General features: G+C 72.2%; 29 protein-coding genes. 14 read left to right on the plus strand and 15 right to left on the minus strand.

Features of this window, described 5'->3' with window-relative positions:
• Positions 1-60 precede the first annotated feature (60 nt).
• Entirely contained in the window at positions 61-642 is a 582-nt protein-coding gene (locus ABZU43_RS04245) for a DNA-3-methyladenine glycosylase I (RefSeq protein WP_355005089.1), read from the plus strand.
• Between the two features lie 13 nt (positions 643-655).
• Positions 656-1,279 (plus strand): hypothetical protein, encoded by a 624-nt coding sequence (locus tag ABZU43_RS04250; protein ID WP_355005090.1) that lies wholly within the window; start codon positions 656-658, stop codon positions 1,277-1,279.
• Positions 1,280-1,441: 162 nt separating this feature from the next.
• On the opposite strand, the gene ABZU43_RS04255 is transcribed toward ABZU43_RS04250, so the two are convergent.
• The 4 genes from ABZU43_RS04255 to ABZU43_RS04270 are packed head-to-tail and all read right to left on the minus strand — an operon-like array spanning position 1,442 to position 5,670.
• The gene (locus ABZU43_RS04255; protein ID WP_355005091.1) at positions 1,442-2,683 is read right to left on the minus strand and encodes a DUF1501 domain-containing protein; all 1,242 of its coding nucleotides are present in this window, start codon (positions 2,681-2,683) and stop codon (positions 1,442-1,444) included.
• 14 nt (positions 2,684-2,697) lie between these two features.
• Positions 2,698-3,996: a DUF1800 domain-containing protein gene (locus ABZU43_RS04260; protein ID WP_355005092.1), complete on the minus strand. Its 1,299-nt coding sequence runs from the start codon at positions 3,994-3,996 to the stop codon at positions 2,698-2,700.
• A gap of 59 nt (positions 3,997-4,055) precedes the next feature.
• On the minus strand, positions 4,056-4,847 hold the full coding sequence (locus tag ABZU43_RS04265; RefSeq protein WP_355005093.1) for an enoyl-CoA hydratase-related protein: 792 nt from the start codon (positions 4,845-4,847) through the stop codon (positions 4,056-4,058).
• Between the two features lie 4 nt (positions 4,848-4,851).
• Positions 4,852-5,670 (minus strand): PaaX family transcriptional regulator C-terminal domain-containing protein, encoded by an 819-nt coding sequence (locus tag ABZU43_RS04270; protein ID WP_091394799.1) that lies wholly within the window; start codon positions 5,668-5,670, stop codon positions 4,852-4,854.
• A 189-nt stretch (positions 5,671-5,859) separates the two neighbouring features.
• On the opposite strand from ABZU43_RS04270, the gene ABZU43_RS04275 reads away from it, so the two are divergent.
• Positions 5,860-6,027, plus strand: a complete 168-nt coding sequence (locus ABZU43_RS04275; RefSeq protein ID WP_007455245.1) for a DUF3117 domain-containing protein — start codon at positions 5,860-5,862, stop codon at positions 6,025-6,027.
• Positions 6,028-6,174: 147 nt separating this feature from the next.
• Complete coding sequence (locus tag ABZU43_RS04280; protein ID WP_355005196.1) at positions 6,175-7,650, plus strand: leucyl aminopeptidase family protein; 1,476 nt, start codon at positions 6,175-6,177, stop codon at positions 7,648-7,650.
• Positions 7,651-7,704: 54 nt separating this feature from the next.
• Here the strand turns inward: ABZU43_RS04280 and ABZU43_RS04285 are convergent, their stop codons facing one another.
• Positions 7,705-8,400, minus strand: a complete 696-nt coding sequence (locus tag ABZU43_RS04285) for an O-methyltransferase (RefSeq protein ID WP_308193641.1) — start codon at positions 8,398-8,400, stop codon at positions 7,705-7,707.
• Between the two features lie 191 nt (positions 8,401-8,591).
• Between ABZU43_RS04285 and ABZU43_RS04290 the strand changes: the two genes are divergently transcribed.
• Complete coding sequence (locus ABZU43_RS04290; protein ID WP_355005094.1) at positions 8,592-10,013, plus strand: trypsin-like peptidase domain-containing protein; 1,422 nt, start codon at positions 8,592-8,594, stop codon at positions 10,011-10,013.
• A gap of 97 nt (positions 10,014-10,110) precedes the next feature.
• The gene (locus ABZU43_RS04295) at positions 10,111-10,536 is read left to right on the plus strand and encodes a preprotein translocase subunit TatB (RefSeq protein ID WP_355005095.1); all 426 of its coding nucleotides are present in this window, start codon (positions 10,111-10,113) and stop codon (positions 10,534-10,536) included.
• Positions 10,537-10,745: 209 nt separating this feature from the next.
• Here ABZU43_RS04295 and ABZU43_RS04300 read toward each other — a convergent pair whose 3' ends face one another.
• The 3 genes from ABZU43_RS04300 to ABZU43_RS04310 all read right to left on the minus strand — a co-directional run bounded on the left by ABZU43_RS04300 (position 10,746) and on the right by ABZU43_RS04310 (position 13,900).
• The gene (locus tag ABZU43_RS04300; protein ID WP_355005096.1) at positions 10,746-11,894 is read right to left on the minus strand and encodes an Mrp/NBP35 family ATP-binding protein; all 1,149 of its coding nucleotides are present in this window, start codon (positions 11,892-11,894) and stop codon (positions 10,746-10,748) included.
• A 76-nt stretch (positions 11,895-11,970) separates the two neighbouring features.
• Entirely contained in the window at positions 11,971-12,621 is a 651-nt protein-coding gene (locus ABZU43_RS04305) for a DUF1003 domain-containing protein (RefSeq protein WP_355005097.1), read from the minus strand.
• Positions 12,614-13,900 (minus strand): CBS domain-containing protein, encoded by a 1,287-nt coding sequence (locus tag ABZU43_RS04310; protein ID WP_355005098.1) that lies wholly within the window; start codon positions 13,898-13,900, stop codon positions 12,614-12,616. Before ABZU43_RS04310 ends, ABZU43_RS04305 begins: the two co-directional genes overlap by 8 nt.
• A gap of 33 nt (positions 13,901-13,933) precedes the next feature.
• Between ABZU43_RS04310 and ABZU43_RS04315 the strand changes: the two genes are divergently transcribed.
• Both ABZU43_RS04315 and ABZU43_RS04320 read left to right on the plus strand, forming a co-directional pair.
• On the plus strand, positions 13,934-14,803 hold the full coding sequence (locus tag ABZU43_RS04315; RefSeq protein WP_355005099.1) for a PhzF family phenazine biosynthesis protein: 870 nt from the start codon (positions 13,934-13,936) through the stop codon (positions 14,801-14,803).
• A gap of 12 nt (positions 14,804-14,815) precedes the next feature.
• Positions 14,816-15,346, plus strand: coding sequence for a hypothetical protein (locus ABZU43_RS04320; RefSeq protein WP_355005100.1), 531 nt, complete (start codon positions 14,816-14,818; stop codon positions 15,344-15,346).
• An 8-nt stretch (positions 15,347-15,354) separates the two neighbouring features.
• On the opposite strand, the gene ABZU43_RS04325 is transcribed toward ABZU43_RS04320, so the two are convergent.
• Positions 15,355-16,074: an HAD family hydrolase gene (locus ABZU43_RS04325; protein WP_355005101.1), complete on the minus strand. Its 720-nt coding sequence runs from the start codon at positions 16,072-16,074 to the stop codon at positions 15,355-15,357.
• Positions 16,075-16,180: 106 nt separating this feature from the next.
• Here ABZU43_RS04325 and ABZU43_RS04330 point away from each other — a divergent pair, with 106 nt between their 5' ends.
• Complete coding sequence (locus ABZU43_RS04330; RefSeq protein WP_355005102.1) at positions 16,181-17,137, plus strand: DMT family transporter; 957 nt, start codon at positions 16,181-16,183, stop codon at positions 17,135-17,137.
• A 7-nt stretch (positions 17,138-17,144) separates the two neighbouring features.
• Here the strand turns inward: ABZU43_RS04330 and ABZU43_RS04335 are convergent, their stop codons facing one another.
• On the minus strand, positions 17,145-17,789 hold the full coding sequence (locus ABZU43_RS04335; protein ID WP_355005103.1) for a hypothetical protein: 645 nt from the start codon (positions 17,787-17,789) through the stop codon (positions 17,145-17,147).
• Positions 17,790-18,026: 237 nt separating this feature from the next.
• Here ABZU43_RS04335 and ABZU43_RS04340 point away from each other — a divergent pair, with 237 nt between their 5' ends.
• The gene (locus ABZU43_RS04340) at positions 18,027-18,551 is read left to right on the plus strand and encodes a SigE family RNA polymerase sigma factor (RefSeq protein ID WP_355005104.1); all 525 of its coding nucleotides are present in this window, start codon (positions 18,027-18,029) and stop codon (positions 18,549-18,551) included.
• A complete protein-coding gene (locus tag ABZU43_RS04345) occupies positions 18,548-19,936 on the plus strand; it encodes a hypothetical protein (protein ID WP_355005105.1) in 1,389 nt (462 codons plus the stop codon). Before ABZU43_RS04340 ends, ABZU43_RS04345 begins: the two co-directional genes overlap by 4 nt.
• On the opposite strand, the gene ABZU43_RS04350 is transcribed toward ABZU43_RS04345, so the two are convergent.
• Both ABZU43_RS04350 and ABZU43_RS04355 read right to left on the minus strand, forming a co-directional pair.
• On the minus strand, positions 19,933-20,226 hold the full coding sequence (locus ABZU43_RS04350; protein WP_355005106.1) for a hypothetical protein: 294 nt from the start codon (positions 20,224-20,226) through the stop codon (positions 19,933-19,935). The two genes, ABZU43_RS04345 and ABZU43_RS04350, sit on opposite strands and share 4 nt — an antisense overlap.
• Positions 20,219-21,043, minus strand: coding sequence for an SDR family NAD(P)-dependent oxidoreductase (locus ABZU43_RS04355; protein WP_355005197.1), 825 nt, complete (start codon positions 21,041-21,043; stop codon positions 20,219-20,221). Before ABZU43_RS04355 ends, ABZU43_RS04350 begins: the two co-directional genes overlap by 8 nt.
• Positions 21,044-21,171: 128 nt before the next feature.
• Here ABZU43_RS04355 and ABZU43_RS04360 point away from each other — a divergent pair, with 128 nt between their 5' ends.
• A complete protein-coding gene (locus ABZU43_RS04360) occupies positions 21,172-22,128 on the plus strand; it encodes a CoA ester lyase (protein WP_355005107.1) in 957 nt (318 codons plus the stop codon).
• Positions 22,129-22,203: 75 nt separating this feature from the next.
• Here ABZU43_RS04360 and ABZU43_RS04365 read toward each other — a convergent pair whose 3' ends face one another.
• Positions 22,204-22,752 (minus strand): DUF4190 domain-containing protein, encoded by a 549-nt coding sequence (locus ABZU43_RS04365; RefSeq protein ID WP_355005108.1) that lies wholly within the window; start codon positions 22,750-22,752, stop codon positions 22,204-22,206.
• Between the two features lie 118 nt (positions 22,753-22,870).
• Here ABZU43_RS04365 and ABZU43_RS04370 point away from each other — a divergent pair, with 118 nt between their 5' ends.
• The gene (locus ABZU43_RS04370) at positions 22,871-23,776 is read left to right on the plus strand and encodes an SDR family NAD(P)-dependent oxidoreductase (protein ID WP_355005109.1); all 906 of its coding nucleotides are present in this window, start codon (positions 22,871-22,873) and stop codon (positions 23,774-23,776) included.
• A gap of 30 nt (positions 23,777-23,806) precedes the next feature.
• Here ABZU43_RS04370 and ABZU43_RS04375 read toward each other — a convergent pair whose 3' ends face one another.
• Entirely contained in the window at positions 23,807-24,346 is a 540-nt protein-coding gene (locus tag ABZU43_RS04375) for a DUF4190 domain-containing protein (protein ID WP_355005110.1), read from the minus strand.
• Between the two features lie 177 nt (positions 24,347-24,523).
• Between ABZU43_RS04375 and ABZU43_RS04380 the strand changes: the two genes are divergently transcribed.
• The gene (locus ABZU43_RS04380) at positions 24,524-25,720 is read left to right on the plus strand and encodes an acyl-CoA dehydrogenase family protein (protein WP_355005198.1); all 1,197 of its coding nucleotides are present in this window, start codon (positions 24,524-24,526) and stop codon (positions 25,718-25,720) included.
• A gap of 132 nt (positions 25,721-25,852) precedes the next feature.
• Here the strand turns inward: ABZU43_RS04380 and ABZU43_RS04385 are convergent, their stop codons facing one another.
• Complete coding sequence (locus ABZU43_RS04385) at positions 25,853-26,260, minus strand: CoA-binding protein (RefSeq protein WP_196928457.1); 408 nt, start codon at positions 26,258-26,260, stop codon at positions 25,853-25,855.
• Positions 26,261-26,265 lie beyond the last annotated feature (5 nt).

Genomic DNA, 26,265 nt, shown 5'->3' on the forward strand with positions numbered 1-26,265 from the left:
ATAGGCAGCCGGGCGGCCGGTGGCAATGGGGTGTCGGACGGATGCCCTAGCGTGTACGGGGTGACTGACCTGGTGATCGGCGCCGACGGGCTGGCCCGCTGCGCCTGGGGGTCGAGCACCCCCGACTACGCCATCTACCACGACACCGAGTGGGGGCGGCCGCTGCGCGGAGACGACGCGCTCTACGAGCGGATGACGCTGGAGGCGTTCCAGTCCGGGTTGTCCTGGCTGACCATCCTGCGCAAGCGTCCGGCGTTCCGACTGGCCTTCGACGAGTTCCACATCCCGACCGTCGTCCGCTACGACGACGCCGACGTCACCCGGCTGCTGGCCGACGCCGGCATCGTCCGCAACCGGGCCAAGATCGAGGCGGCGATCGCCAACGCCCGCGCCGCACTGGAGCTGCCGGAGGGCCTGTCCGCGCTGCTCTGGTCCTTCGCGCCGGAGCCCCGGCCGACTCGCCCCGCCTCGTTCGCCGAGCTGGCGCCGATCACCCCGGAGTCGACGGCGATGGCCAAGGCACTCAAGAAGCGCGGCTTCCGGTTCGTCGGCCCGACCACCGCGTACGCGCTGATGCAAGCAACCGGGATGGTCGACGATCACATCGTCGGCTGTCACGTCACCGTCCCACCGGGGGCGTGATGAGATGGCAGGCATGACGACCGAGACCGCGCACCGGGCCGGTGCGGCCGGCAACGCCGACGGGATGGGCACCTGGGCCGTGCTGCTGCCCGCCGAACGGTACGAGGCCGAGCGGCTCGTGCACCACGACACGCTGGAGCTGACCGGGCTGACCGACGTCGCCCGGCCAGGGCCGGGCGACCAGGTGGCAGTGCTGGTCGACGCGCCGCCCCGGCTGGTGGCCCTCGGCCGGGTCACCGAGCCGGGACGACGACACCGCGAGGACCCGGACGACCCGCAGTCCCCGGTCGAGCCGGGCACGCTCGTCGTCGCGTACACCCGGCGGGCCTTCGACGAGCCGGTGCCGGCCGACCTGTTGACGCTCGACGGGCCGGTGACCGCCGTGGAGCCGGCGGCCTTCCGGGCGCTGGCCGACCAGCTCGGCCCGCCCCCGGCGCGCCGAACCTGGCTGGTCAGCCTCGACCTGCCGATCGAGGCCGACACGCCGGCCGAGGCGGTGCGGCTCTTCTGGTCCTACGTGCAGGAGCTGGGCCCGCGTGAGCTGCCCGCCTTCGTCTCGCCGTCCGGCGACGAGCTGGCCATGCAGGCGTTCGTGCTGGGCGAGCAGGCCAACCAGGACCCGGAAGAAGACGATTAGGGCGTGTGTCGAAGTCCTCGGTCGAGCCGAGGCGGAGTCCAGGCGGCGGTTCGGCAAGGCGGAGGGTGGCCCGGATACCGGTGTTGTATCCGGGCCACCCTCCAACGCGGCCGGACGTCGTCTGGGCCCGCCGCAGGCCGGCCAGGGGCTTCGACACACGCCCTAGAACAGCTTGTCCACCCGTCCCCGCCAGTCGGCGAGGACCGGGCCCGGGTCGGTGTCCAGCACCCGTTCCAGCAGCGTGGCGTAGACGTCCCGGAAGTCCGTGGTGTATTTCAGGTCGCCGTCGTCGAGGTCGGTGAGGCTCGGCGGTGCGCCGTGCCAGCCGCCCCGGACGCCCGCGCCGAGCAGCAGCACATCCGAGGCGGTGCCGTGGTCGGTGCCGTCGGAGGCGTTGGCGCGTACCCGACGGCCGAACTCGGAGTAGACCGCCACCACCACCTTCCGGCCCGCCTCGGTGCGACTCATCCGGTCGGCGAACCCGGTCAACGCCCGGTCCAGCTGACCCAGCAGCACCGTCTGCAACTGCTTCTCGTCGGCGTGCGTGTCGAAGCCGCCCAGCGACACCGAGAAGACCCGGGTGGACACTCCCGCCTCGACGCACTGCGCGACCAGGTCCAGTTGGGCGTCCAGCGGAGTCTTCGCCCCGCCGGTGGCGGTCGCCGGAGCCTGCTCGCCGTCCGGGTCTGCCATGTCCGGGTTGTCGGAGTCGCGTACCTGGCGGATCATCTCGTCCACCGATCGCAGGTCGGCGAAGCAGGCGGCGGCCCGGGCTCGCGCGGCGGACTCACCCGGCTCGGCGGCTTCGAACGCGGTCAGCGTCTGCGCCGACAGCCCCTTGGCGGCCTTCCGGTCGGTCACCGGTACGGCCGCCCCGGCGCTCTGCGCCCCGGCCAGCAGCGGCGGCAGCGCCGGCTCGAAGGAGACCGCCAGCCGGGGATCGCCACCGGCGCCGTCCAGCCACCGCCCGAGCCAGCCGGTGTTGCCGGGCCGGTCCGGTTGCGCCGTGTGCCAGATGTCCATCGAACGGAAGTGGCTGCGGTCCGGCTTCGGGTAGCCGACCCCACGCACGATCGCCAGCCCACCGCCGGACCAGCGCTGGTGCAGACCGGCCAGCGCCGGGTTGAGGCCGAAGTCGTCGTCCAACCGCCGCACCTCCCCGTCCGGGTACGCCAGCTCCGGGCGAGCCGCCCGGTAGGCCGGGTCGCCGTACGGGATGACCGTGTTGAGGCCGTCATTGCCGCCGTAGAGGGTCACCAGCACCAGCGTGCGGGACTGCGGGTCCCGGTCTCCGCTGGTGTCCAGCAGGTCCCGCAGGCTGTACGCGCCGGCCCCGGCGGCCAACGCGCCAGCGCCGACCACCCCACTGGTCAGCAGGAACCTGCGTCGGGTCACTGTGTCCATGTCGACTCCTCCGCTCAGCTGACTGTGTATTCGGGGCTGACCAGGCCGGCGGCCAGCAACTTTCGGGGCTCACCGGCCAGCGGGGTGAGAGCGGCGCGGGTGCGCGCGCCCCAGCCGTCGACCACGAGCAGTCGGGCCAGCGCGTCCGGTCGCCCGGCGGTGGGCGCGGCGGTCAGCCGGGCCAGCACCGCTGGAGCCGTGGCGGCGGCGAGCACCCCCGCCGTCCGCAGCCGGGCCTGCAACGACGAGGTGGTCAGCCAGGCGGACCCGGCCGGCCAACCGCCCACGCTGGGTGGACGCAACGGCACCTGGTCGAGCGCGTTCAGACCGGCCAGCAGTTGTCTGCGTTGCTGCTCGGGCAGCGCGGACGGTCGGATACCGAGTTGCCGCAGCGCACCGACCAACCACTCCACCGGCTGCTTCACCAGCGTGCCCCGCGTCTGCGCGAAGGCCGGTGCGGAGAATAGCGCGCGTAGGGTCGCGATGGTGTCCGCGCCGGCCAGGCCGTCCGGGGCCGGGGTCTCGGTGCCGGCATAGCGGAACCAGAGCCGACCGGCCACGAAGGTCGCCGCCGCCGGTTGGGCGGCCAGCAGGCCGGCGTACGTTTCGGCGTCGAACCGGCCGCTCTGCCCCAGGATGCTCTTCTCGCCACTGTCGTGCCGGCGGGCCTCGAAGCGGGCCGCACCGGTACGCCGGTCGACCACCCAGCCGGTGAGGGCCCGCGCGCCGGCCTTCACGTCGGCCTCGCTGTAGGCGCCGATGCCGAGGGTGAACAGCTCCATCAGCTCGCGGGCCAGGTTCTCGTTCGGCGCCTTGCGGGTGTTCTTCTGCCCGTCCAGCCAGACGATCAGGGCGGGGTCGCGCACCATCGCGGCGACCAGCGGGCCCAGCGGCCCACGACCGTGCCGGCGCAGCGTCTCCAACTGGCCCACCATCAGCCGCGCCGACTTGACCTTCTGGGCGCTGGTCGCCCAGTGCCCGTGCCAGAAGAAGACCAACTTTTCGGTCAGCCCGTCCTCGGCGGTCACCATCCGGTCCAGCCACCACTCGGTGACCTGCTGGAGTTGCCTGCGGCGCTCGGCGTTGGCCTGCTGCCGTTGCTCGCGGGTGGAGTCCTTGGTCAGTCCGGCGTACGGGTCCGGGGGCAGCGTCGGAACCGGCGTGGCCGCCGCACCCCGGTCCGTCGCGGGCGGGGTGAGCAGCCGGTCCAGGGTCGCCGCCCTCCCGGCCCGCTCGGCCGCGTCCACCTCGTCGGCGGTCGGCCCGAAGGTGGCCCGGCGCAGCAGGTGCGCCACCACTTCACGATCGCTCATACCGGCCGACGCTAGGTGGCCCGTGTTCGAGGACGGTAAGGGCGGCGTCCGGATCGCGTTCAGCGTCCCTCGAAGACCGGTTTCTGCTTGCCGACGAAGGCGAGGGTGGCCGCCCGGTGGTCGGCGGTGGCGCCGCAGATCGCCTGGGCCTGCGCCTCGGCGGCGAGGGCGTCGGCGAGGGTGCCGGCGTCGGCGATGGAGAGCTGTCGCTTGATCGCCCCGTACGCGACGGTCGGGCCGGCGGCGAGGCGGGCGGCCAGCTCCTGGGCGACGGGCAGGACCTGCTCGTCGTCGTCCGTCAACCGGTTGAGCAGGCCCAACCGGCAGGCCTCCTCGGCGCGGACCGGCTCGGCCAGCATCAGCAGCTCCACCGCCTTGGCGTGCCCGACCAGTCGCGGCAACGTCCAGGAGGCGCCCGTGTCGGCGGCGAGACCGACCTTGGCGAAGGCCATCAGGAAACTGGTGGTCGGACCGCCGATGCGGATGTCGGCCAGGAACGCCAACGACGCGCCCGCCCCGGCGGCCATCCCGCGGACCGCGGCGATCACCGGCTTGGGCAGGTTGGCGAGCCGGGCGGCGATCGGGTTGTAGTGCGCCCGCACGGTGCCCAGCGGATCATTGCCGGAGTTTTCCAGGGTGGCCACGTGCTCGCGCAGGTCCTGCCCGGCGCTGAACGACCCGCCGGCCCCGGCCAGGACCACCGCGCGGCAGGACCGGTCGGTCTCCAGCTCCGCGAGGGCGTCGCGCAGCGCCTCCTTGAGCGCCACGTCGAGCGCGTTCATCGCCTTCGGCCGGTTCAGCGTGAGGGTGACGACGGCATCGGTCCGGTCGACCAGCAGCGGCTCGGTCACGTGTCTAACGACCCTTCTGTCGGACGATGCGGTTGCCGGCGTCGAGGCACTGTTCGACGTACCGGTCGGCGGCCGGACGCAGGCGGGCCGCGTGCCGGTCGAAGAAACTGGCCGCGGCGGTGCCGGGCCACCGCTCGGGCAGCAGCGCCGGGGGCAACTGCGGATCCTGGAAGAGGAACGTACGCCAGGCGTGCACGAGGCGGAACCGCGTCGCGTACGCCTCCTCGTCGCTGCTGCGTACGGTGACCGCGGCGAGCAGCGGGCGCTGGTCCGCGACGAACCGCTCGTAGGCGCGGCCGATCTCGGCCAGGTTCCAGGCGCGTCGGACCACGCCCATCGCGCCGGGGGTGCCGGAGAAGTGCGAGGCGGTGAACCGCTCGAACCGGATGCCGGTCTCGGCGAGGAGCAGGTCGACATCCTCGGCGGGGCGGGTGGCGACCCAGGTCTGCTCGTCGAGCGTCCCGTAGCCGAGGAAGCTCAGGTTGGCGGCGAGCCGCTGGCGGTCCCGCCGGGAGCCCGGGGCCTCCAACACCAGCAGATCGAACCGGCCGTCCCAGGTGACCCGGCCGGTCCGGTAGATCCGGGCAGCTGCCTCGTCGAGTCGGCGGGCAGCTTTCGGTGTGATCGAATATCCGGGTCCGGAGACCAACCGGAGAGGCTCGAGCCAGCCTTGGCGCACCATCCGGGAGACGGCGGTGCGAACTGCTGGCGGTGCGATACCCAGCGGCGCCAGTAGCTTGACCAGGGCAGCAACCGGTGCCCGGCCACCCCTCGGACGGAGGTGGTCGCCGTACAGGTCGAAGAGTGCCGACCGTGCCTGCATGACCGCACATTGTGACAGGCCTTCTCAAGATAAGCTAGATGCTGTTACATCAATGCTGCTCCGGTTTGGGTCCGGCGGTGTTCATCAGGGAAAATCGTTGTTGACACCCCCGCGACCGTTGCGGGTGGTCGTGACGAAGTGGCTGTGGGGCAACCCACCGACCCTGGTGTAGGTCTGAGGGGAGACAACATGGCGGCGATGAAGCCGCGGACGGGCGACGGTCCGCTGGAAGTCACCAAGGAGGGGCGGGGCATCGTCATGCGGGTCCCGCTGGAGGGCGGTGGCCGGCTCGTCGTCGAGATGACTCCCGACGAGGCCAACGCGCTCGGTGACGCACTGAAGGCAGCGGCCGGCTGAGTAAGGAGTGCTCCGGGCGGCTCAGGCCGCCCGGAACGTTCTTCAGGCCCTGAGCCACCGGAACCACCGGTGGCTCAGGGCCTTCAACGCTGCGGGCAGGCGGGTTGGCCGCCGACCCGCGACACTTTCCTGGAGGTGCGGTTCCGCGTGCTCGCCATTCGTCTGATCGCCGAGCCCGACCGGCTCGACGTCCTCGTTCTGCCCGTCCGCTCCGCCGATTCGACGGCGGAAGGTGACACCTCGGCCGAGCCGGCACCGACCGCCGTGGCGGGCCCGGACGGCACGGCTGACGAGGCGACCGCGCTGGTGTCAGCGGCCCGGCTGACCGGCCGAGCCGGCGAGGTCCACACCCAGCTGCGCCCCGGGCGTACCCCCGGCCGGCTGCTACTGCTCGGCATCGGCGACGGCGACGAGGCGGCCTGGCGGGCGGCCGGCGCGGCCCTGGCCCGCTCAGCCTCAGCTGAGACGCATATCACCATCGCGCTGCCGGCCGAGGTGACAGCGGCCGCGGTTCGCGGGTTGACCGAGGGGCTGCTGCTCGCCCCGTACCGCTTCCGGCTCACCGAGGCCGGCGACCGACCGGCGCTCACCGGCGTCGACCTGCTGCTCGACGACCCCACCGGGTACGAGGACACCGTCGCCACGGCCCGAACCACGGCCGCGATGACGCATCTCGCCCGGGACCTGACCAACACCCCCTCCTCGGTGAAGACCCCGCAGTGGTTCGCCGACCAGGTGGCCACCGCCGCAGCCGACCTTCCGGACCTGCGGCTGCGGGTCCGTGGCCCGGCCGAGCTGACCACCGAGGGCTTCGGCGGGATCCTCGCCGTGGGCGGTGGCTCCGCCAGCGGACCGCGGCTGGTCGAGCTGGACTGGCACCCCGCCAACGCGCGCACCCACGTGGTGCTGATCGGCAAGGGCATCACCTTCGACACCGGCGGCATCTCGATCAAGCCGGTGGCGTCGATGAAGCTGATGCGCAAGGACATGGCCGGAGCGGCTGCGGTCGTCGCCGCCACCGTGGGCGCCGCCGCGCTGCGGCTGCCGGTCCGGATCACCACGTTGACCCCGCTGGCCGAGAACATGGTCAGCGGCTCGGCGTTCCGCCCCGGCGACGTGATCCGGCACTACGGCGGTACGACCAGCGAGACGACCAACTCCGACGCCGAGGGTCGTCTGGTCCTCGCCGACGCGCTGGCGTACGCGGTGCAGCAGCTCAAGCCGGACCTGCTGCTCGACCTGGCCACGCTCACCGGCGCGAACTCGGTGGCGCTGGGCAAGCGCACCGCCGCCCTGTACAGCGAGAACGACGAACTGGCCGCCAGCGTGCTGGCGGCGGCCGAGGCGGCCGGCGAGTCGGCGTGGCGGATGCCGCTGCACACCGACTACGTCGAGTACCTCGGCAGCGAGATCGCCGACCTCTACAGCGCGCCCACGCAGGGTGCCGGCTCGGTGCTGGCCGCGCTCTACCTGCGCGAGTTCACCGGTGACCTACGAGACCGCTGGCTGCACCTGGACATGTCCGCCCCGTCCTGGGCCGACGGAGACCAGGCCGAGGTCAGCCGCGGCGCCACCGGTTGGGGCGTCCGCTCGCTGCTGCGCTGGCTCGCCGACGTCAACTAGGGAGTGGGTCAGAGCCTCGGCGGGACCGGGGCTCTGACCCGTCCTGGGCTCGAATCAGCACTTCACCGCGGCGAGCAGCCCGTGCCCGACCGGAAGCAGCGCGGGGATCCAGTGCTCCGACTCCCGGACCGCTTTGATCGTTTCGCGAACCGTCACCGTCTCCGCGTCCCGGGCGGACGGGTCTCCGATGCGGCCGCTGGCCAGCACACCGTTGAGCGCCAGCACGCCCCCCGGGCGCAACAGCCGCAGCGCCGCCTCCACGCAGGCGTGGAAGCCGGTCGCCTCCGCGTCCACGAAGACCAGGTCGTACGCACCGTCGGCGAGCCTGGGCAGCACGTCGAGCGCCCGACCGGTGATGATCCGGGTACGCCCGGCCGCGAAACCCGCCTCGGCGAAGATCCGCCGGGCGATCCGCTGGTGCTCCACCTCCACGTCGATGGTGGTGAGCACGCCGTCGACGCGCATGCCGCGCAGCAACCAGACACCGCTGACCCCGGTGCCGGTGCCGATCTCCACCACCGCACGGGCGTTGCCGGCGGCGGCCAGCAGCCGCAGCGCCGCCCCCGCGCCGGGCGTGACCGCGTCGAGGCCGACCTCCCGGGCCAGGCTGCGGGCGGTACGCAGAACGAGATCCTCGGTGACGTACGACTCGGCGAAATGCTGGGCCTGTGTCGTCGAACTGCCGGAACCGGCGACCGTGGCGATGGGGCACCTCCGGGGGCGGTGCGTGGTGCGGGGGCGGGTTGGCACTGTGAGCGTAGAGGCGACAGTCGTGGGGCGCGCAGCCGCGCCTCCGCCGGGAGCGATCACCGGGGGCAACCGCTGACTGCGCCGCGTCCATCCGTGCAATCCTGGAGGCGGTATCCCGTCAGCCGCGACCAGACCGGCCCGTGGCCGGGCGACGCGGCACGGGATCCGGGGACGGACTGGGAGGCACCGACGTGACCGACGGCTGGGACTGGCGCCGGGGCGGTGAGACTCCGGCTCCGGCGCGACCGCCCGGGGCAGGAGCCCCGTCGGTGGGGCCGCCGACCATGCCGGGGGCTGACCGCCCGCCCCTCGCCCCGCCAGGCAGCGGGCCGGCACCGGGCTGGCCGACGTCTTCCGGCGGGCCGACACCGGCCTGGCCGACGTCGGCTTCGGGCGGGCCAGGCTCTGCCGATGCGTCGGCCTGGTGGTCGGACGCGCTTGCCGACCCCTGGCGCGACCCGGCGGCCCCGACCGCTGTGGTGGTGCCCGGGGTGGTGGCTCCCGGCGCCGAGCCGGAGCCGGTCACCGACCCTGATGCGCCGGGCCGGCCGACACTGCGCCACCTGTTGCTCATTCCCGTGATCACCGCGCTGCTGGCCGGCACCCTCGGCGGTGCGTTGGGCTACGCGTTCGCGGTGCGCGGCGGCGCTGGTGCGGCGGTCCTCGGCGGTGCGCCCGCAGAGGTGCCGGCGTTGGCGCAGCGCAAACCGGAGTCGCTGGCCGGGGTCGCCGAACGGGTCCTGCCCAGCGTGGTCACCGTACGGGTGAGCAGCCTCGGCGGGACCAGTGAGGGCTCGGGTTTCATCGCCACCACCGACGGCCATGTGATCACCAACGACCATGTGGTGGCCGGCGGCACCGGCAAGGCCTCGGTGGTCTTCAACGACGGCAGCACCGCGCCGGCGACCATCGTCGGCCAGGACGCGGAGTCGGACATCGCAGTGATCAAGGTGAGTCGTCCCGGGTTGCGACCCGTGGAGTTCGGCGACTCCGACGCGCTGGCGGTCGGCGATCCCGTGCTCGCCATCGGCTCGCCGTTGTCGCTGGCCAACACGGTCACCGCCGGCATCGTGAGTGCGCTGGACCGGACGATGCAGGCCGGCGAGCCGGGCGGCCCGGTGCGTTACTACGCGGCCATCCAGACCGACGCCGCCGTCAACCACGGCAACTCGGGCGGCCCACTCGTCGACGGCGCGGGCCGGGTGGTCGGAGTGAACTCCACCATCAAGTCACTGGTCGCCGAGGGGCAGGAGGCGGGCAACATCGGGCTCGCCTTCGCCATTCCGATCAACCAGGCCAAGCGGGTGACCCAGGACATCATCGGCACCGGCAAGGCCCGGCGTACGGTGATCGGCGCGCGGGCGGACGGCCCGACCGGGGTCGTCGGGGGCGGCCTGCGGCTGGCCGAGGTGGAGCCGTCCGGCCCTGCGGACGGCGCCGGACTGAAGGTCGGTGACGTGATCCTCAAGATCAACGGGCGGCCGATGACCGAGCCGACGGATCTGACCGCGCTGGTCCGCAAGTTCGCGCCGGGTTCGATCGTGACCGTCGAGTATCGGCGGGGCTCCGCCCGGCAGAACACCTCGGTAACTCTCGCCGCGGACGCGAAGTGACTCGGCGCGGAAGCGAAGTGAACAGCGGCGCACCCCTTGCCCGAAAGCCGTCCGTCGTGCGTAGTCTTGCTGCTGACGCCGAGAGGAGGCCCGCGGGATGCTCGACAACCTGAACTGGTGGGAGATCGGTGCGCTGCTGCTCCTGGCGCTGTTGATCTTCGGTGACCGGCTTCCCGCCGTGATCACCGACGGCCTGCGGTTGGTGCGAAACCTGCGCAACATGGCCCGCAACGCCACCGGTGACCTGAGCCGTGAGCTGGGCACCGACATTCAGTTGGAAGACCTGCACCCGAAGGCGTTCATCCGTAAGCACCTCCTCAGCGAGGAGGACGAGGCGGCGATCCGCAAGCCGTTGCAGGGCGTCTACGACAACCTGCGCGCGGACGTCAGCGGCGTGCACAACGACCTGAAGGACGTGGCCAACGCCGCCGACCTGCGGTCGAACGGCAATTCGCCCGCCAGCACGGCCACCAGCACTTCCTCGGCCCCGGCCCCTCGGGCCAGCTACGACGACGCCACCTGACCGACCCGCCCCCCCGGGGCCCGCGCTTTGCCTTGATCAACTCGATTTTCAGGAAGTCGGCCCGTCAAACGGCGCGGGATGCCCCGACTTCCAGAAACCCGAGTGGACCATGGCGGCCAGCGCTCGGCCAGCACCTGGCTGGATCACCCACCGACGCGAATCAGCCCGCCGGCCGACAGTGGCCGACGGGCTGACGGTGTTCCGGGTGGTCAGCGACCGGCGGGCTTGAGACCGAGCGGCTTGCCGAGCAGTGATTCGCGGCGCAGGGCGAGCCGGTCGGCGACCGTGCCGAGCGCCTGAGCGGCCGGGGACTCCGGCTCGGCCAGCACGATCGGGTTGCCGGCGTCGCCGGCCTCGCGGACCCGGGTGTCCAGTGGGATCTGACCGAGCAGCGGCACCTGCGCGCCGATGGTCCGGCTCAGGGACTGGGCCACCGCCTCACCACCGCCGGCGCCGAAGATCTCCATCCGGGAGCCGTCCGGCAGATCCAGCCAGGACATGTTCTCGATGACGCCGACCACCCGCTGGTGGGTCTGCAGGGCGATCGCCCCGGCCCGCTCCGCGACCTCGGCGGCGGCGGTCTGCGGGGTGGTGACGATCAGGATCTCCGAGTTGGGCAGCAACTGGGCCAGCGAGATGGCCACGTCACCGGTGCCCGGCGGCAGGTCGAGCAGGAGCACGTCCAGGTCGCCCCAGTAGACGTCGGCCAGGAACTGCTGCAACGCCCGGTGCAGCATCGGGCCGCGCCACACGACTGCGGCGTTGCCGGACGTGAACATGCCGATCGAGATCACCTTCACGCCGTGCGACTGCGGCGGCATGATCATGTCTTCGACCCGGGTGGGCCGCGCCTCGGTGCCGAGCATCCGAGGCACCGAGTGGCCGTAGATGTCGGCGTCGACGACCCCGACGGCGAGCCCACGGGCGGCGAGCGCCGCCGCCAGGTTGACGGTGACGCTGGACTTGCCGACGCCACCCTTGCCGCTGGCCACCGCGTACACGCGGGTGCGCGAGCCGGGCTGGGCGAACGGGATGACGGGCTCCTCGGTGGCGCCGCCGCCGCGCAGCTGCGACTGCAACGACTGCCGCTGCTCGGGGGTCATCACCCCGAAGTCGATCTCAACACCGGTGACTCCGGGCACCGAGGCGACGGCGGCGGTGATGTCCGTACGCAGCTTGTCCTTCAGCGGGCAGCCGGCGACGGTGAGCAGCAGCTCGACGCGGACCACACCGCTGGCACCGATCGTGGCGGAGCGGACCATGCCCAGCTCGGTGATGGGCCGGCGGATCTCCGGGTCGTTGACGGTGGCCAGGGCGGCCTGGATCGCGTCCTCGACGGTGCTCACGGGTGCTGACATGCCCGCAATGCTACGTCGCGGGGCATCCGTTGCCGCCGCTGCCCAGGGCGGTGTGAGCCAATCGATGACCCGTCGGTCAGCCCTCGGACCGGCGCGGGCCGGTGCCGTCCGGCCGGGCGTTGCGGGTGAAGTCGCCGTCCAGGTCGTCGCGGGGTTCTTCCAGGCCGACGCCGTCGGTCGGCCGCTGGCCACGTCGCTCCTGCCGGTTGTCCTTCTCCTGCTGGCGGCGCTCCAGCCGCTGCCGGCGTTGCCCCACCTCGTCCAGTTCCTCGGCCAGCCGGGTCAGCTCGGAGCGGAGGAAGTCGCGGGTGGCGACCTCGCCGAGCGCGATCCGCAGGGCCGCGATCTCCCGGGCCAGGTACTCGGTGTCCGCCTTCTGCGCGGTGGCTCGCCGCCGGTCCTCCTCCAGGGCCACCCGGTCCCGGTCGGCCTGCCGGTTCTGGGCCAGCAGGATCAGCGGGGCCGCGTAGCTGGCCTGCAACGACAGCACCAGGGTCAGGAACGTGAAGGTGTACGGGTCGAAGCGCAGGTTCGCCGGGGCAAGGGTGTTCCAGACGAACCAGATCGCGATCACCACAGTCATGACGACGATGAAGTTCGCGGTGCCCATGCCGCGGGCGATGCCCTCGGACCACCTGCCGAACGCCTCCGCGTCGAACCGGGGCAGCTTGATGCCCCGGGGCTCGCGTGGCTGGTCGAGGCGCTCCGTCCGACGCTGGTCAGCCATCCGTGCCGTCCAGCGCGGGGTCGGTGGTGCCCGGGGCGACGAGGGCGTCGCGGTCCCGCCAGTCCCGGGGCAGCGAGTGGTCCAGCACGTCGTCCACAGTCACGGCACCGACCAGCCGGTTGTTGCGGTCGATCACCGGCATGGCGACCAGGTCGTAGGTGGCCATCCGGCGGGTGATCTCCGGCAGCGGCGTGGTGGGGCGCAGCGGGTCGATGTCGTTGACCACCACCTTGCCCAGCAGGTCGGCCGGGGGTTCGCGCAGCAGCGCCTGGAAGTGCACCATGCCCAGGTACCGGCCGGTCGGCGTGTTCTGCGGTGCCCGGGTCACGAAGACCTGCGCGGCCACGGCGGGGGAGAGCTGTGGCTCCCGGATCCGGGCCAGCGCCTCGGCGACTGTGGCGTCCGGCGGCAGGATGACCGGCTCGGAGGTCATCACACTGCCCGCCGTGCCGGGGGTGTACTTGAGCAGTTGGCGTACCGGGTCGGCCTCGTCCGGCTCCATCAGGTCCAGCAGCACGTCCTGCTCGGGTGGGGGCAGTTCGTTGAGCAGGTCCGCGGCGTCGTCCGGGTCCATCTCCTCCAGGACGTCGGCGGCCCGCTCCCGGTCGAGGGCGGCGAGGATCTCCACCTGGTCGTGCTCCGGCAGCTCGCTGAGCACGTCGGCCAGTCGTTCGTCGTCCAGCGCGGCGGCGACCTCGTTGCGTCGCGCGTCGGGCAGATCCTGCAACGCGTTCGCCAGGTCGGCGGGGCGCATGTCCTCCAGAACGGCGAGCAGGTTCGCCGTACCCCGGTTGTCGGCGATGCCGCTGAGCCCGCGCACCCGGTCCCACTCGACCTGGTGCAGGTGGCCGCGGCGGCTGAGCCGGCCGGTCTGCTCGCGGACGGCGACACGGGTCAGCGACCACTCACCACCCCGGGTGCACTCCATCGCGACGTCCACGACGGCGCCGGGCTGGCCGCCGGGGTCGAGTTGCACCCGCCGGTCGAGCAGTTCCTGGAGCACCAGCAGCTCGTTCGGACGTTTCTCGAACCGGCGCAGGTTGAGGGTGCCGGAGCCGAGCACGACGGCGTCCGCGTCGATGGAGGTGATCCGGTTGATGGACAGGAAGATCCGACGACGCATCGGCATCTCGGCGACGAGGCCCACCACCTCCGGCGGACGCTTCGTCGCCCGCAGCCGTGCCACGGCGTCACGAACCCGGCCCACCTGATCGCCGTTCGGGTCGAAGACGGCGACTCCGGCGAGACGGGCGATGTAGACCCGGGTCGGCGTACTCACGGGCACCAGCCTAAGCGCCTAGTGTTTATCAACATGTCGACCTTGGCCTACGAGATCGTGGACGTCTTCACCGATCGCCCCTTCGCCGGTAACCCGCTGGCTGTGGTGTTCGGTGCGGAGGCGCTGGCCACCGAGCAGATGCAGGCGCTCGCGTTGGAGTTCAACCTGTCCGAGACGGTGTTCGTGCTGCCGCCGACCCAGGTCGGCGTCACCTACCGGGCCAGGATCTTCACCCCGGTGGAGGAGTTGCCGTTCGCCGGGCACCCCAGTGTCGGCGCGGCGGTCACCGCCTGCCGGCGGGGCATGTTCGGTGTGGGACAGGTCACCCAGGAGTGCCGGGCCGGTGTGCTGCCGATCGAGGTGACCGCGTCCGGGGCGACGCTCACCGGTGGCGCCCCGACGCTCGGGCCGGAGCTGGACCCGGAGCCGTTGCTGGAGATCGCCGGCCTGGTCGCCGAGGACCACATCGGGCCCGCCCCACGGGTCGCCGGCTGCGGGCTGGAGTTCCCGTTTCTGCCGGTACGGCCGGAGTCGGTGGCCCGCGCGCAGGTGAATGCCGCGGCGGCGCAGCGGTACGGGGTTTCGCACGTCAGCGTCTTCTCCTGGGACGCGGCCGCGCAAACCGCGCACGCCCGGGTCTTCGTGCCGGGAATCGGCGTTCCGGAGGACCCGGCGACCGGTTCGGCGGCCCTCGGCCTCGGTGTCTGGCTGGTCGCGAGCGGTCTGCTGCCCGGTGAGGGTCGGTCCGAGTACGCCGTCAGTCAGGGCGTGGAGATGAACCGTCCGTCCGCGTTGGCCTGCACGGTCACCGCGGCGAACGGGGCGGCGGTCGGCGCGACCGTCGCCGGCCAGGTGGTGCCGGTGGCCCGCGGCGAGATCGCCGTGCCGCCGTTCGTGGGCTGAGCGGAGGCGCCGATGCGGGAGGATGCGGGTGTGACGGACGAGACCGCCCCCGGGGGCACCCCACTGGTCGACGAGGCGATGAAGAAGGCCGCCGTGGCCTGGGTCAGCGTTGCGGGTGGGCCGGCGCTTGCGCTCTGGTGCGCCCCGCTGGAGGGCGCGCTGCTGGTGGTCAGTGGGCCGGGCGAGCAGGCCGCACCGGGTCTGGCCGACGCGACGGAGGCCCAGGTCACCCTGCGCGGCGACCACGGCGGCCGGATCGTCACCTGGCCGGCCCGAGTGAGCCGGTTGCAGCCGGGCACCGAGGCGTGGGACGTCACCGCGCCGCTGGTGGCGGCGAAGCGCCTCAACGCGCCCGGCCCGACCGCTGACCTGGTGGCCCGGTGGGCCGCCGACGGATGCGCGGTGAACCGCCTCGCCCCGGCCGGTACGCCGCTGGCCGGAGCGGAGTTGCCGGCCGACGCGCAGGCCGAGCCGCCCCGGGCGAGTCCGGCGGTCCGGGCCACCCGCAAGCCGTTCCGCCTGCACCGGGTCCGCCGCCGCTGATTGGTCGATCAGCCCGTCCGACCGCCGACGCCCGCCACCGCGGCGTCGGCGTCGACGAGGGCGAGCACCTCGCCCAGGGTGCCGAGGGCGGGGCCGCACCAGTCCCGGTCGGCGTTGAAGACCATGTGCGTGGCCAGATCCGGTGCGGCGAGCCGGACGGCGGTCATCCCGGCCCGCTCGGCGCCGGTCAACTCCTGGCTGCCGCCGTCACCGACGTAGAGGCAGTCGCTTGGCGCGAGCCCGAGCCGCTGGCAGGCCGTCAGGTAGAGCGTCGGATCCGGCTTGCACCGCCCGACCTGCACCGAGAAGACCCGTACGTCGAGCAGGGGGGCGACCGCGAGCTGCGGCAGGAAGGCCGGCAGTTCGTGCGTACAGTCGCTGATCACGCCGGTGCGCAGGCCGCGCTGACGCAGAGCGGCCAGCACCGGCACCGCGTCGGACCGCAGCCAGGTGTCGGCGCGGACCGCCCGGTGCCGGGACGCCACCGCTGCCCGTACCGCATGGTCGCTGGGGTGTACGCCGGCCTGGGCGCACACCCAGCGCAGTGTCGCCTCCGCGTCGCCGAGCCGGCCGCTGGCCCGCTCGTAGTAGGTGCGGTTCAGCACCTCGGTCAGGACCTCGGTGGGACATCCGAGCAGCTCGGCGGTGCCGACGTGCGCGACACCGCGTTGTACCGAACGGGTCAGGGTGCCGAAGAAGTCGAACAGCACCGCCTGGTAGCTGGGCATGGGAGAGCGCCTCCGGGCGGTCGAGGGTCGCCGGCGCGGAACCGCGTGATCGTAACGGAGTGATGACCCTCCGTGCTGACCGTCATACGTGTGAGGATTACGTCCCGTGCCCCCACCTTCACCCCGACCGTCCCTGGATCCGCTGACCACCGGCGCGGTCGGGCTGGCAGTGGTCGCCGTGTCGTCGTCCGCGCCGCTGATCGCGTACGCCGCCGCTCCGGCGCTGGCCATCGCGTTCTGGCGCAACCTGCTCGCGGTGGCCGTCCTGAGCCCCTTCGCGCTGGTCCGACGCCGCGCCGAGTTCCGCAGGCTGACAGTGGGCGCGGGCCGGCGGGAGGGCCTGTTCTGCGTTCTGTCCGGGGTCGCCCTCGCCGGGCACTTCGCGACCTGGGTGCCGAGCGCCCAGCTCACCTCGGTCGCCACGTCCACCGCCCTGGTCGCCACCCAGCCGGTCTGGCAGGGGCTGATCGCCCGCGCCCAGGGGCGTCCGCTGCCCCGGGTGGTGTGGACCGGCATCGCGGTGGCGGTCGGCGGCGCGGCGGTCGCCACCGGGGTGGACGTCGGGGTCTCCGGCCGGGCCGTCCTCGGTGACGTGCTGGCGCTGATCGGCGCCCTGTTCGCCGCCGTCTACACCGCCTTCGGGGAACGGGCCCGGGTCAGCATCAGCACCACCACCTACACCACCATCTGCTACGGGATCTGCTCGCTGATCCTGCTGGCCCTGTGCCTGGTCGGCGGCGTGCGGCTGACCGGCTTCGACGGGCGTACCTGGCTGGCCATCCTGGCCCTGGTGGCCGGCGCCCAACTGCTCGGGCACTCGATGTTCAACTACGCCCTGCAGAAGATCCCGGCGACAACTGTGAGCGTGCTGATCCTGCTGGAGGCACCCGGCGCGGCAGTGCTCGGCTGGGCCTGGCTGGGGCAGGTGCCCCGCCCGTACGCGCTGCTCGGCATGGCGATGCTGCTGGCCGGCGTGGCGGTGGTGGTGCTGGGCGGCGCCCGCGCCGGCCGCCGTGCGGCCGAACCCACAGCCCTGCCCGCCGACCCGACGCCACTGTCCTGACGGAGATTCACAGGTACGCGGCGAAGTGGTCCGCGACCAGGTCGGTCAGTCCCTCGCCGTCCAGGCTGCCGTCGACCCGGATCACGCGGACCTTCAGTCGCTCGGCCTGCACGATCGCATCCGCCGCCACCAACTCGTCGCGTTCCCACCGGTGACGGTTCGCAAGAACCGGGTCGCTCGACCCGGCTACCGCAGCGCTGGCCCGGGGCAGTCGGGTGATCTGGTGGGCGCGGAACCCGGGGGTGGGCACCAGCACCACCATCTGCCGTACCGACTCCACCAGCGGCGCGACCAGTTCCGCTCGCAGTCCCCAACCCTCGGCCACCACCCGCCGTCCGCAGACCAGTGCGCTGAGGTCGTCGAGCACCCATTCGAAGCGACGGGGGAAGCCGGCCAGTGTCTCGGCCGCCATCCGCGCCGGATCGGTGTGCACCCAGGCGGCGTCCGGGTCGGGGTCAGCCGGCGGGTCACCACGTCGGACGCGGTCGGCCACGCGTCGGTCGTCGTGGCCGCGAGCGTCGTGCCGGTCGTAGAGGTACGCGGTCAGCCCGTGCCGCAGCGCCAGGTTGACGGCGACAGTGGACTTACCGGCCCACTGTCCGCCACCGATCCACAGGGCCCGTCGCGCGGTGGCTGTCGCATCGAAATCCATGGACTTACCCTGACCGCCGACCGGGCCAAGATCAAGTCTTGTTATCGCGGGTCGAGGATGATGAAGTGAAGGTGGAAGGCACCTCCCGCACCTCGACGCCCCCTGGTGGTCGGCGCGGAGTCGCCGAGAGCGGCGAGCAGCCTGCCCGGTTCCCCGTCGGCGAGGAACACAACATCAACGCTGGTTCCCTCCGCGGAGGGCCCGCCCGGCGTCTGTCCGGGTGAGGAGGGCGATCCGTTGACGACTGAGGACCGTACCCGGGACGGCTTCGCCGACTTCGTCCGGGCCGAGACCGCCGGGCTGACCCGGCTCGCGTACCTGCTGACCGGTGACCGGCATCATGCCGAGGACCTGGTCCAGGTGGCACTCGCTCGGGTCGCGGTGCGGTGGGAGCGGATCGTCGACCCGCGCGCCTACCTGCGCCGGGTGCTCTGCACGCAGGCGGCCAGTTGGTGGCGCTGGCGGCGGGCCCGCCCACCGGAGCGGCTGGACGGGGCGTTGCCGGAACGACCCGGGCCGGGTGACGACACCGATCTGCGGCTGGTGCTGTCGGCGGCGCTGGCCCGGTTGACCGCGCGGCAGCGCGCGGTCCTCGTGCTGCGCTACTACGAGGACCGCACCGAGACGGAGACGGCGCAACTGCTCGGCTGCCGGGTCGGCACCGTGAAGAGTCAGACCCGCCACGCCCTCAATCGACTCCGTGTCCTCGCCCCCGAGTTGGCCGAACTCGTCGGCCGTGACCCGCAGGAGGTGGCCCGGTGACCACTCGGCTCTCCGAAGCGCTGCGTCGCCTCGCGGACGACGTGCCGCCCGCGCGCGTACCGGAGGGGTTCTTCGACGCGGCGCGGACCCGGCACCGTCGTCGCCGGGCCGTCGTCGCCGGCGCGCTCGCCGTCCTGGTCCTGCTCCTGGGCACTGGGTACGCGCTGCATCCAGTCGCACTGCCGCTGCCCGCCAGCCCTCGGCACGACGCCCCGGGCCTGCCCACCCGGCTCGTCGACCCGCCGCTGCGGACCGCCTCGGTGGGGGCGTCGGCGCCGGGTGCCGCCGCGATGCTCTTCGGCGGTCCCGCCGTGCGCACCAACTGGCTCGAGACCCGGATGGCTGTGGTGGCCGCCGACGACGACCGATACCGCGTGCTGAACGGCGATCCGGCCGTCGCGGGTTTTGAGGCGATGCTCTCCCCGGACGGCCGGTATGTCTGGATGGGCGCGTCGCTGCTCGATCTCACGTCCGGAAGGACCACCACGGACCGCCCGGACGGCTATCCACTCGCCTTCGCGCCCAACGGCAAACGCCTGGTGTACGCCGACGACGACACCACGTTCACGTCCCCGAACACCTACTCCACCCCGTACGTGGGGGTCTACGACCGGGATCGCGGAACCGACGTGCTGCGGGTGCGGGTCGGCACCACCTGGGTTCCGCCAGGGCGCACTGCCGCGCTGTCGCCGGACGGCGGCGACCTCGCCCTTCAGCTCCGCGACGAGGTCTGGTTGGCCCGGGTGGACGACGCGGGCGCGGATCGGGTGGCCGAGCCGTACCGGAAGCTGCCGTTGGCGGGCGGGCGGCTCGCCGGGGCCGGGTCCTGGCTGCCGGACGGCCGTTCGGTTGCTGTCCTCGGCAGGTCCACCTGTACCGACTGCCCGGTTCCGTCCTACCGACGCACCTGGACGCTGGTCCCCCGGTCCACAGTCGACGGCACCCCGCTGGCCGGCGCGGCGTTCCCGCCGCTGCGCTCCCGCTCGTTCGTGCAACTGCTCGGCTGGCGCTCGGCGGACGAGGCGGTCGCGTTGGTCGGCGTACCGGGCCCGGCGGCGGTGGACAGCCCGGAGGAGCACGACGTCGCCTGGGGGCCCTATCACGAGGTCGGCACGGAGGCGGTGGAACTCGTGGTGCTACGTCGGGGGGCGACCGCGCCGGAGGTGCTCTTCCGGACGCCGGAGGGCATCACCGACCTGTCGGTCGCCGCCGACCTCGCGATCGACGGGGCGGTACGCGAATCCGGCCGCCCCCACTACGGGCCACCGCCGTTCTGGGCGCTCGCTGTGGGGTTCATCCTGGCGGTGCTGGTCGCGCTGCCCGTGCTGTCGTGGCTGCGACGCCGGCGCGCTCGACGGTCAGACCGACTCCTCCGCGGCGGCTAACCTCCGTGCACCTCGATGACCCGGGTCGTCGGGGCGGCCTCGCCGAGGGCGGCACGCAGGGCCGCCCGGTCCGGGTCGGCGAGGAACGACTCGTAGCCGGCCCGTCCGGCGAACCGGATCACGTGCACCTCGGTCTGCCCGTCGGTGCCGTGCAGTCGCCGTTCCAACCGGCCGCCGTGCCGTTCCAGCAGGGCCAGCACGGCGTCCTCGTAGCGCTGCCCGGCGGCCTCCGCCCCGACGGCGAACTCGACGATCGCGACGAGTGTCAGCTCATCGGCCCGGTCAGTCATCGAGACCGACCGCCTTGACGCTCGCCGCCCACAGCCGGGCGGCGAGCTGCGGATCGGCTGCCTTCCGGAGCGGTCGACGCGGGCGTCGGTCGACGTAGTACCCCCCGTTGATCAGCCGGGAACGCTCCTGTCCGGCCAACCACACCAGGGTCTCGGCGCCCTTCTCCGGGCTGCGGAACGGCATGAGGCGCATGCCGACCGCGACGATCCTGCTGTCGTTGGCAAACCGGGTACGGACCACCCCGGGGTGGAAGCTGTACGCGGTCGTGTCCGGCCAGCGCCGGGCCGCCTCGGCGGTGAACAGGATGTTCGCCTGTTTGCTGGTGCCGTACGCGCCCAGCGGCCAGTAACTGTTCAGTGGCTTGTTCAGGTCGTCCGGGTCCAGGGCGCCGAAGCGGTGCGCGCCGGAGGCGGTCACCACGACCCGGCCCACCCGGTCGGCCAGCAGGTTGGTCAGCAGAAACGGGGCCAGGTGGTTGGCCTGGATCGACATCTCGAAACCGTCGACGGTTTTCAGTGGTTGCAGCGCGATCGCGCCGGCGTTGTTGGCGAGCACGTCGATCCGGTCGTACGCCGCCCGGAGCTGCTCGGCCAGTCGGCGTACGTCGTCGAGGATCGCGAAGTCGGCCCGGAACAGCTCCGGACGTTCGCCGGAGGTCTCCCGTACCCGTTCGGCCGCGGCCTGCAGGCGGGCCGGGTCCCGCCCGACCAGCACCACCTGGTCGCCCCGGCAGGCCAGGTGCACGGCAGCGGCGAGCCCGATGCCGGAGCTGGCCCCGGTCACCACCACCAGTCGGCGCCCAGTGAGATCTTCCACAGGTCCATTCACCCCGGTCATGGCGCGAGGTTACCGTGGCGTCACAACGCCCTTTGGGATCGTTAAGGTCCCGGATCTGTCGTCAGGTGGCGTCGGCATGCCCGCCGGACGCTGGAAGGAGCGCATCCATGGCCGCAGTCGGTCGCCCCCGCAGGTCCTGCCTCGCCGTGCCGGGTTCCAGCGTGAAGATGCTCGGCAAGGCCCAGGGCCTCCCGGCCGACCAGGTCTTCCTCGACCTGGAGGACGCCGTCGCCCCACTGGCCAAGCCGGACGCGCGCAAGAACATCGTGGCCGTCCTCAACGAGGGCGACTGGGCCGGCAAGACCCGGGTGGTCCGGGTCAACGACCTGACCACCCCGTGGACCTACCGGGACGTCATCGAGGTCGTCGAGGGCGCCGGCGCCAACCTGGACTGCATCATGCTGCCGAAGGTGCAGACCGCCGCCCAGGTGCAGTGGCTGGACCTGACGCTCACCCAGATCGAGAAGACGATCGGCCTGGAGGTCGGCCGCATCGGCATCGAGGCGCAGATCGAGAACGCCGCCGGTCTGGTCAACGTGGACGCGATCGCCGCCGCCTCGCCGCGCGTGGAGACCATCATCTTCGGCCCGGCCGACTTCATGGCGTCGATCAACATGAAGTCGATGGTGGTCGGCGGCCTGATCCCGGACTACCCGGGCGACCCGTACCACTACATCCTCATGCGGATCCTGATGGCCGCGCGGATGCACGACAAACAGGCCATCGACGGCCCGTTCCTGCAGATCCGCGACGTCGACGCGTTCCGCGAGGTGGCCAAGCGCTCGGCCGCGCTGGGCTTCGACGGCAAGTGGGTGCTGCACCCGGGCCAGATCGACGCCGCCAACGAGGTCTACCAGCCGGCGCAGGCCGACTACGACCACGCCGAGTTGATCCTCGACGCGTACGAGCACTACACCTCGGAGGCCGGCGGCCGGCTCGGCGCCGTGATGCTCGGCGACGAGATGATCGACGAAGCGTCCCGCAAGATGGCGCTGGTGGTCGCCGCGAAGGGCCGGGCCGCCGGGATGAGCCGTACCTCGTCGTTCACCCCACCGGAGCAGTGACCGGCCGGGCCGGGACGACCGCCGCCGGCTGTCGAACCGGCCCGACAGTCGCCGGTACGCCGGCCCGACCGCTGGTCAGTAGCTGCTGCTGTCGTTGTTCGTCACGATCGCGTAGACGATCGCGGCAACGTAGAAGAGGATCACCAACACCAGGAACCCGGTGAGGATCCAACCGACGATGATGGCTGCCTTCGCCATCCCCGCACCGCCCTCGCCGCTGAGCCGGATCTGCTTCTGCGCGACGTGCCCGAGGATCGCGCCGATCGGCGCGGTGATGCAGGACGTGAAACCGATCAGGGCCAGCACGAACGCCGCGATGGCCATCCCGTTGGTCTTCGGCGGCTGCGGGTAGCCGTAGCCGGGGTACTGCGGCGGGTAACCGGGCGCGTATCCGGGGATCGGCTGGGTCGCCGGCTGCTTCGCGCCGGCGTACGGGTCGACCGGGGCGTACGGGTCCGGGGCGTACGGGCTGGTCGCGTACGGGCTGGGGGCGTACGGGTCGACCGGGCCAGCTTGCGTGGGCACCGGCTGACCGGCCACCAGGGTCGGATCCGGTGCGGGGCTCGACGGCTGGGCCGACCACGTGGGGTCGCTCCAGTTGCCGGGCGGCGGGGGATTGGTCATACGAACTCTCCGTCAGGTTGGGGTGCGCAGACAGGGTAGCCAGCGCTGCCCAAACCCGACGCCCCCGCTTCCGGGTGCCGCGTTGCTCGGGCCGGTCGTAACGGGCAGGATCCCTGCCATGGCATACGACGCGCGCGCCGCGGACCGCTCCGGCAGTCGACCCCGACGGGACGTCAGCCGCCCGGGTGCGGCCCGGCGCGCCCGGACGGCCCCCCCGGCGAACAACCCCGGCCCCGACGAGCCGGTCGCGCTCACCGACCCGGTCACCATGCGCCTCGACGGGCGGGTCGCCCTGGTCACGGGGGCGGGCAGCCCGGACGGCATCGGGTACGCCACCGCCCGCCGACTCGTCGACCTGGGCGCGCGGGTGGCCATCGTCTCCACCACCCGACGCATCCACGAGCGGGCGACCGAGCTGGGAGTGACCGGTTTCGTCGCCGACCTGACCGACGAGTCCGAGGTCGGCGCGTTGGCCGATGCCGTCGCCGAGCAGTTGGGCGACGTCGAGGTGCTGGTCAACAACGCCGGCCTGGCCAGTCGCGCCAGCCAGGGGGTGCTGCGGCCGGTAGCGCAGCTGACCTACGACGAGTGGCGCGGCGAGATCGACCGCAACCTCTCCACAGCGTTCCTGTGCAGCCGGGCGTTCATCGGGGGGATGGCCGAGCGGGGTTGGGGTCGGATCGTCAACCTGGCGGCCACGGCCGGCCCGGTCAACGCCCTGCCCACCGAGGCCGCGTACGCCGCGGCCAAGGCCGGGGTCGTCGGGCTGACCCGGGCCCTGGCCATGGAGATGATCGCCGACGGGGTGACCGTCAACGCGGTGGCGCCCGGCACCATCTACACCGCGGCGTCCACCATGGCCGAGATCAAGCAGGGGTTGGGCACCCCGGTGGGGCGGCCGGGCACGCCGGACGAGGTCGCCGCGGCGATCAGCTTCCTCTGCTCGCCGGCCGCCTCGTACATCACCGGGCAGATGCTCGTGGTGGACGGCGGCAACAGCGTCCGCGAGGCCCGCTTCCGCTGACCGCGACGGGCCACACCGGCCGTTCGTCAGTCAGTAGCTGCCACTGTCGCCGGAGTTGCTGAAGGCCACCAGCGCCAGCCAGCCACAGCAGGCCAGCACTGTGAGCCCGGTGAAGACGTAGCCCAGGATCAGCCCCCAGGTCGCGAGCTGGTCGCCCTCCTCGCCGCTGGTACGGATCTGCCGCTTGGCCACGTGACCGAGGACGGCGCCGGCCGGCGGAAAGACGAAGGCGAACACCAGCGACAGGATCGCCAGCACGTTCGTGCCCCGACCCGGCCCGGCCGGCGGTGGGCCGTACTGGCCGTAGGGGCCCTGCGGGGGGTACGGCGGTTGCTGACTCCAGTGCGCCGACTGCTGTGGCCCCTGGTGGCCGTACGGCGACGGTTCGCCCTCCGGCGGTCCGTACGGTGAGCGTTCCGCTGGCAGCTCGTACGCCGGCTGGTCCGTTTGCGGCGCGTACGGTGACTGGCCGGCCGGCGGTGGCGCGTACGGCGACTGGTCCTTCGGTGGCTCGTAGGGTGACGGCGGCGGCTCGTCCTCGGGCGGTCCCGACGGCGGTGGGTAGCTCACAGCTGTCCTCCTCCTGCCGGTGCCGGAAAAGTCCCTCTTGCCGGACGCTACCCGCAGCGGTGAACCTTTTCACAGCGGTTGTGTGGACTGGTCACCTTGGCCTCCTCGACCCGAGGGGCCGATACTGACCCAGCGTTCAGTTACCCATGAGTAGTGCGCGGATCCCCGGAGGCTGAGATGGCCCGACTCGCCCAGACGCCCGGCCTGACCGATGTGCAACAGTCGATCCTGGAGACCGTTCGGGACTTCGCCGACAAGGAGATCATCCCGCACGCGCAGCGGCTGGAGCACGCCGACGAGTACCCCACCGACATCCTCGACGGCATGCGCGAGATGGGGCTGTTCGGCCTCACCATCGACGAGGAGCACGGCGGCCTCGGCGAATCACTGCTCACCTACGCGCTGGTGGTGGAGCAGTTGTCCCGCGGCTGGATGTCGATCTCCGGCATCGTCAACACCCACTTCATCGTGGCGTACCTGATCTCCCAGCACGGCTCCGCCGAGCAGAAGGCCCGGCTGCTGCCGAAGATGGCCACCGGCGAGGTGCGGGGAGCGTTCTCCATGTCCGAGCCCGAGACCGGCTCCGACGTCTCGGCGATCAAGTCCCGGGCCGTCCGCGACGGCAACCAGTACGTGCTCAACGGGCAGAAGATGTGGCTCACCAACGGGGCCTACTCCTCGGTGGTGGCCACCCTGGTCAAGACCGACACCGGCGCCGAGTCCGTCTACGGCAACATGAGCACGTTCCTGCTGGAGAAGGAGCCGGGCTTCGGCGAGACCGCCCCCGGCCTCACCATCCCCGGCAAGATCGAAAAGATGGGTTACAAGGGCGTCGAGACCACCGAGATGGTGCTCGACGGCGTCACGGTGCCCGACTCCGCGATCCTCGGCGGCGCCGACCAGGTGGGTCGCGGCTTCTACCAGATGATGGACGGCATCGAGGTGGGCCGGGTCAACGTGGCCGCCCGCGCCTGCGGCATCTCCATCCGCGCCTTCGAGCTGGCGGTGAGCTACGCCCAGCAGCGCAAGACCTTCGGCCAGCCTCTCGCCAAGCACCAGGCGATCGCCTTCAAGCTCGCCGAGATGGGCACGAAGATCGAGGCCGCGCACGCCCTCATGGTCAACGCCGCCCGGCTCAAGGACGCCGGCCAGCGCAACGACGTGGAGGCCGGGATGGCCAAGCTGCTCGCCTCCGAATACTGCGCCGAGGTCGTCCAGGAGGCGTTCCGCATCCACGGCGGCTACGGCTACTCCAAGGAGTACGAGATCGAGCGGCTGATGCGGGAGGCCCCGTTCCTGCTCATCGGCGAGGGCACCTCAGAGATCCAGAAGACCATCATCTCCCGAGGCCTCCTCAAGGAATACAAGCTCTAACCCCGCCCCGCCCTCACCCAACCCAGACCCCCGCGATCTTGCGCTTTCGGTTGCCCGATTGCCCCTTGTGTCACCCTATGTCGGGACAGCAAGTGCAAGATCGCGGAGATGGGGTGGGGTGGGGGGTTCGGGTCAGGGCAGGCGGGTCAGGTTGGCGGCGGCGCGTTCGACGATGAGACAGCGGTCTTCGACGTAGTCCATGCCGGCCTCCTCGGCGATCCTCCGCGCCTCGGCCGAGACGATGCCCAGTTGCAGCCAGACCGCTGGAGCGCCGATCGCCGCCGCGTCCCGCACCACCTGCACGGCGTCGGCAGCCGGTCGGAACACGTCCACCAGGTCGACGGGGTGCGGAATGTCGGCGAGGGTCTTGTAGGCCCGTTCCCCGAACAGTTCGTCGACAGTCGGGTTGACCGGGATGATGCGCCAGCCGTACTGCTGCATCTGCAACGGCACGCCGTGCGCGGCCTTGAACGGGTCGCGGGACGCGCCCACGACGGCGATCACGGCGGAGTCGGCGAGGATCTGCTGAGCGGTACGCACCCGCC

The organism is Micromonospora sp. NPDC005205 (assembly GCF_040608275.1).
Classification (GTDB): Bacteria; Actinomycetota; Actinomycetes; order Mycobacteriales; family Micromonosporaceae; genus Micromonospora.

Excerpts from the sequence above, each read along its gene's own strand:
- ABZU43_RS04255 (WP_355005091.1), bottom strand. The coding sequence starts at position 2,683 with ATGGACACAGTGACCCGACGCAGGTTCCTGCTGACCAGTGGGGTGGTC.
- ABZU43_RS04260 (WP_355005092.1), bottom strand. The coding sequence starts at position 3,996 with ATGAGCGATCGTGAAGTGGTGGCGCACCTGCTGCGCCGGGCCACCTTC.
- ABZU43_RS04360 (WP_355005107.1), top strand. The coding sequence starts at position 21,172 with ATGGCCGCAGTCGGTCGCCCCCGCAGGTCCTGCCTCGCCGTGCCGGGT.
- ABZU43_RS04350 (WP_355005106.1), bottom strand. The coding sequence starts at position 20,226 with ATGACTGACCGGGCCGATGAGCTGACACTCGTCGCGATCGTCGAGTTC.
- ABZU43_RS04275 (WP_007455245.1), top strand. The coding sequence starts at position 5,860 with ATGGCGGCGATGAAGCCGCGGACGGGCGACGGTCCGCTGGAAGTCACC.
- ABZU43_RS04325 (WP_355005101.1), bottom strand. The coding sequence starts at position 16,074 with ATGCCCAGCTACCAGGCGGTGCTGTTCGACTTCTTCGGCACCCTGACC.
- ABZU43_RS04320 (WP_355005100.1), top strand. The coding sequence starts at position 14,816 with ATGCGGGAGGATGCGGGTGTGACGGACGAGACCGCCCCCGGGGGCACC.
- ABZU43_RS04380 (WP_355005198.1), top strand. The coding sequence starts at position 24,524 with ATGGCCCGACTCGCCCAGACGCCCGGCCTGACCGATGTGCAACAGTCG.
- ABZU43_RS04300 (WP_355005096.1), bottom strand. The coding sequence starts at position 11,894 with ATGTCAGCACCCGTGAGCACCGTCGAGGACGCGATCCAGGCCGCCCTG.
- ABZU43_RS04365 (WP_355005108.1), bottom strand. The coding sequence starts at position 22,752 with ATGACCAATCCCCCGCCGCCCGGCAACTGGAGCGACCCCACGTGGTCG.
- ABZU43_RS04315 (WP_355005099.1), top strand. The coding sequence starts at position 13,934 with ATGTCGACCTTGGCCTACGAGATCGTGGACGTCTTCACCGATCGCCCC.
- ABZU43_RS04305 (WP_355005097.1), bottom strand. The coding sequence starts at position 12,621 with ATGGCTGACCAGCGTCGGACGGAGCGCCTCGACCAGCCACGCGAGCCC.
- ABZU43_RS04370 (WP_355005109.1), top strand. The coding sequence starts at position 22,871 with ATGGCATACGACGCGCGCGCCGCGGACCGCTCCGGCAGTCGACCCCGA.
- ABZU43_RS04250 (WP_355005090.1), top strand. The coding sequence starts at position 656 with ATGACGACCGAGACCGCGCACCGGGCCGGTGCGGCCGGCAACGCCGAC.
- ABZU43_RS04335 (WP_355005103.1), bottom strand. The coding sequence starts at position 17,789 with ATGGATTTCGATGCGACAGCCACCGCGCGACGGGCCCTGTGGATCGGT.
- ABZU43_RS04270 (WP_091394799.1), bottom strand. The coding sequence starts at position 5,670 with ATGCAGGCACGGTCGGCACTCTTCGACCTGTACGGCGACCACCTCCGT.
- ABZU43_RS04295 (WP_355005095.1), top strand. The coding sequence starts at position 10,111 with ATGCTCGACAACCTGAACTGGTGGGAGATCGGTGCGCTGCTGCTCCTG.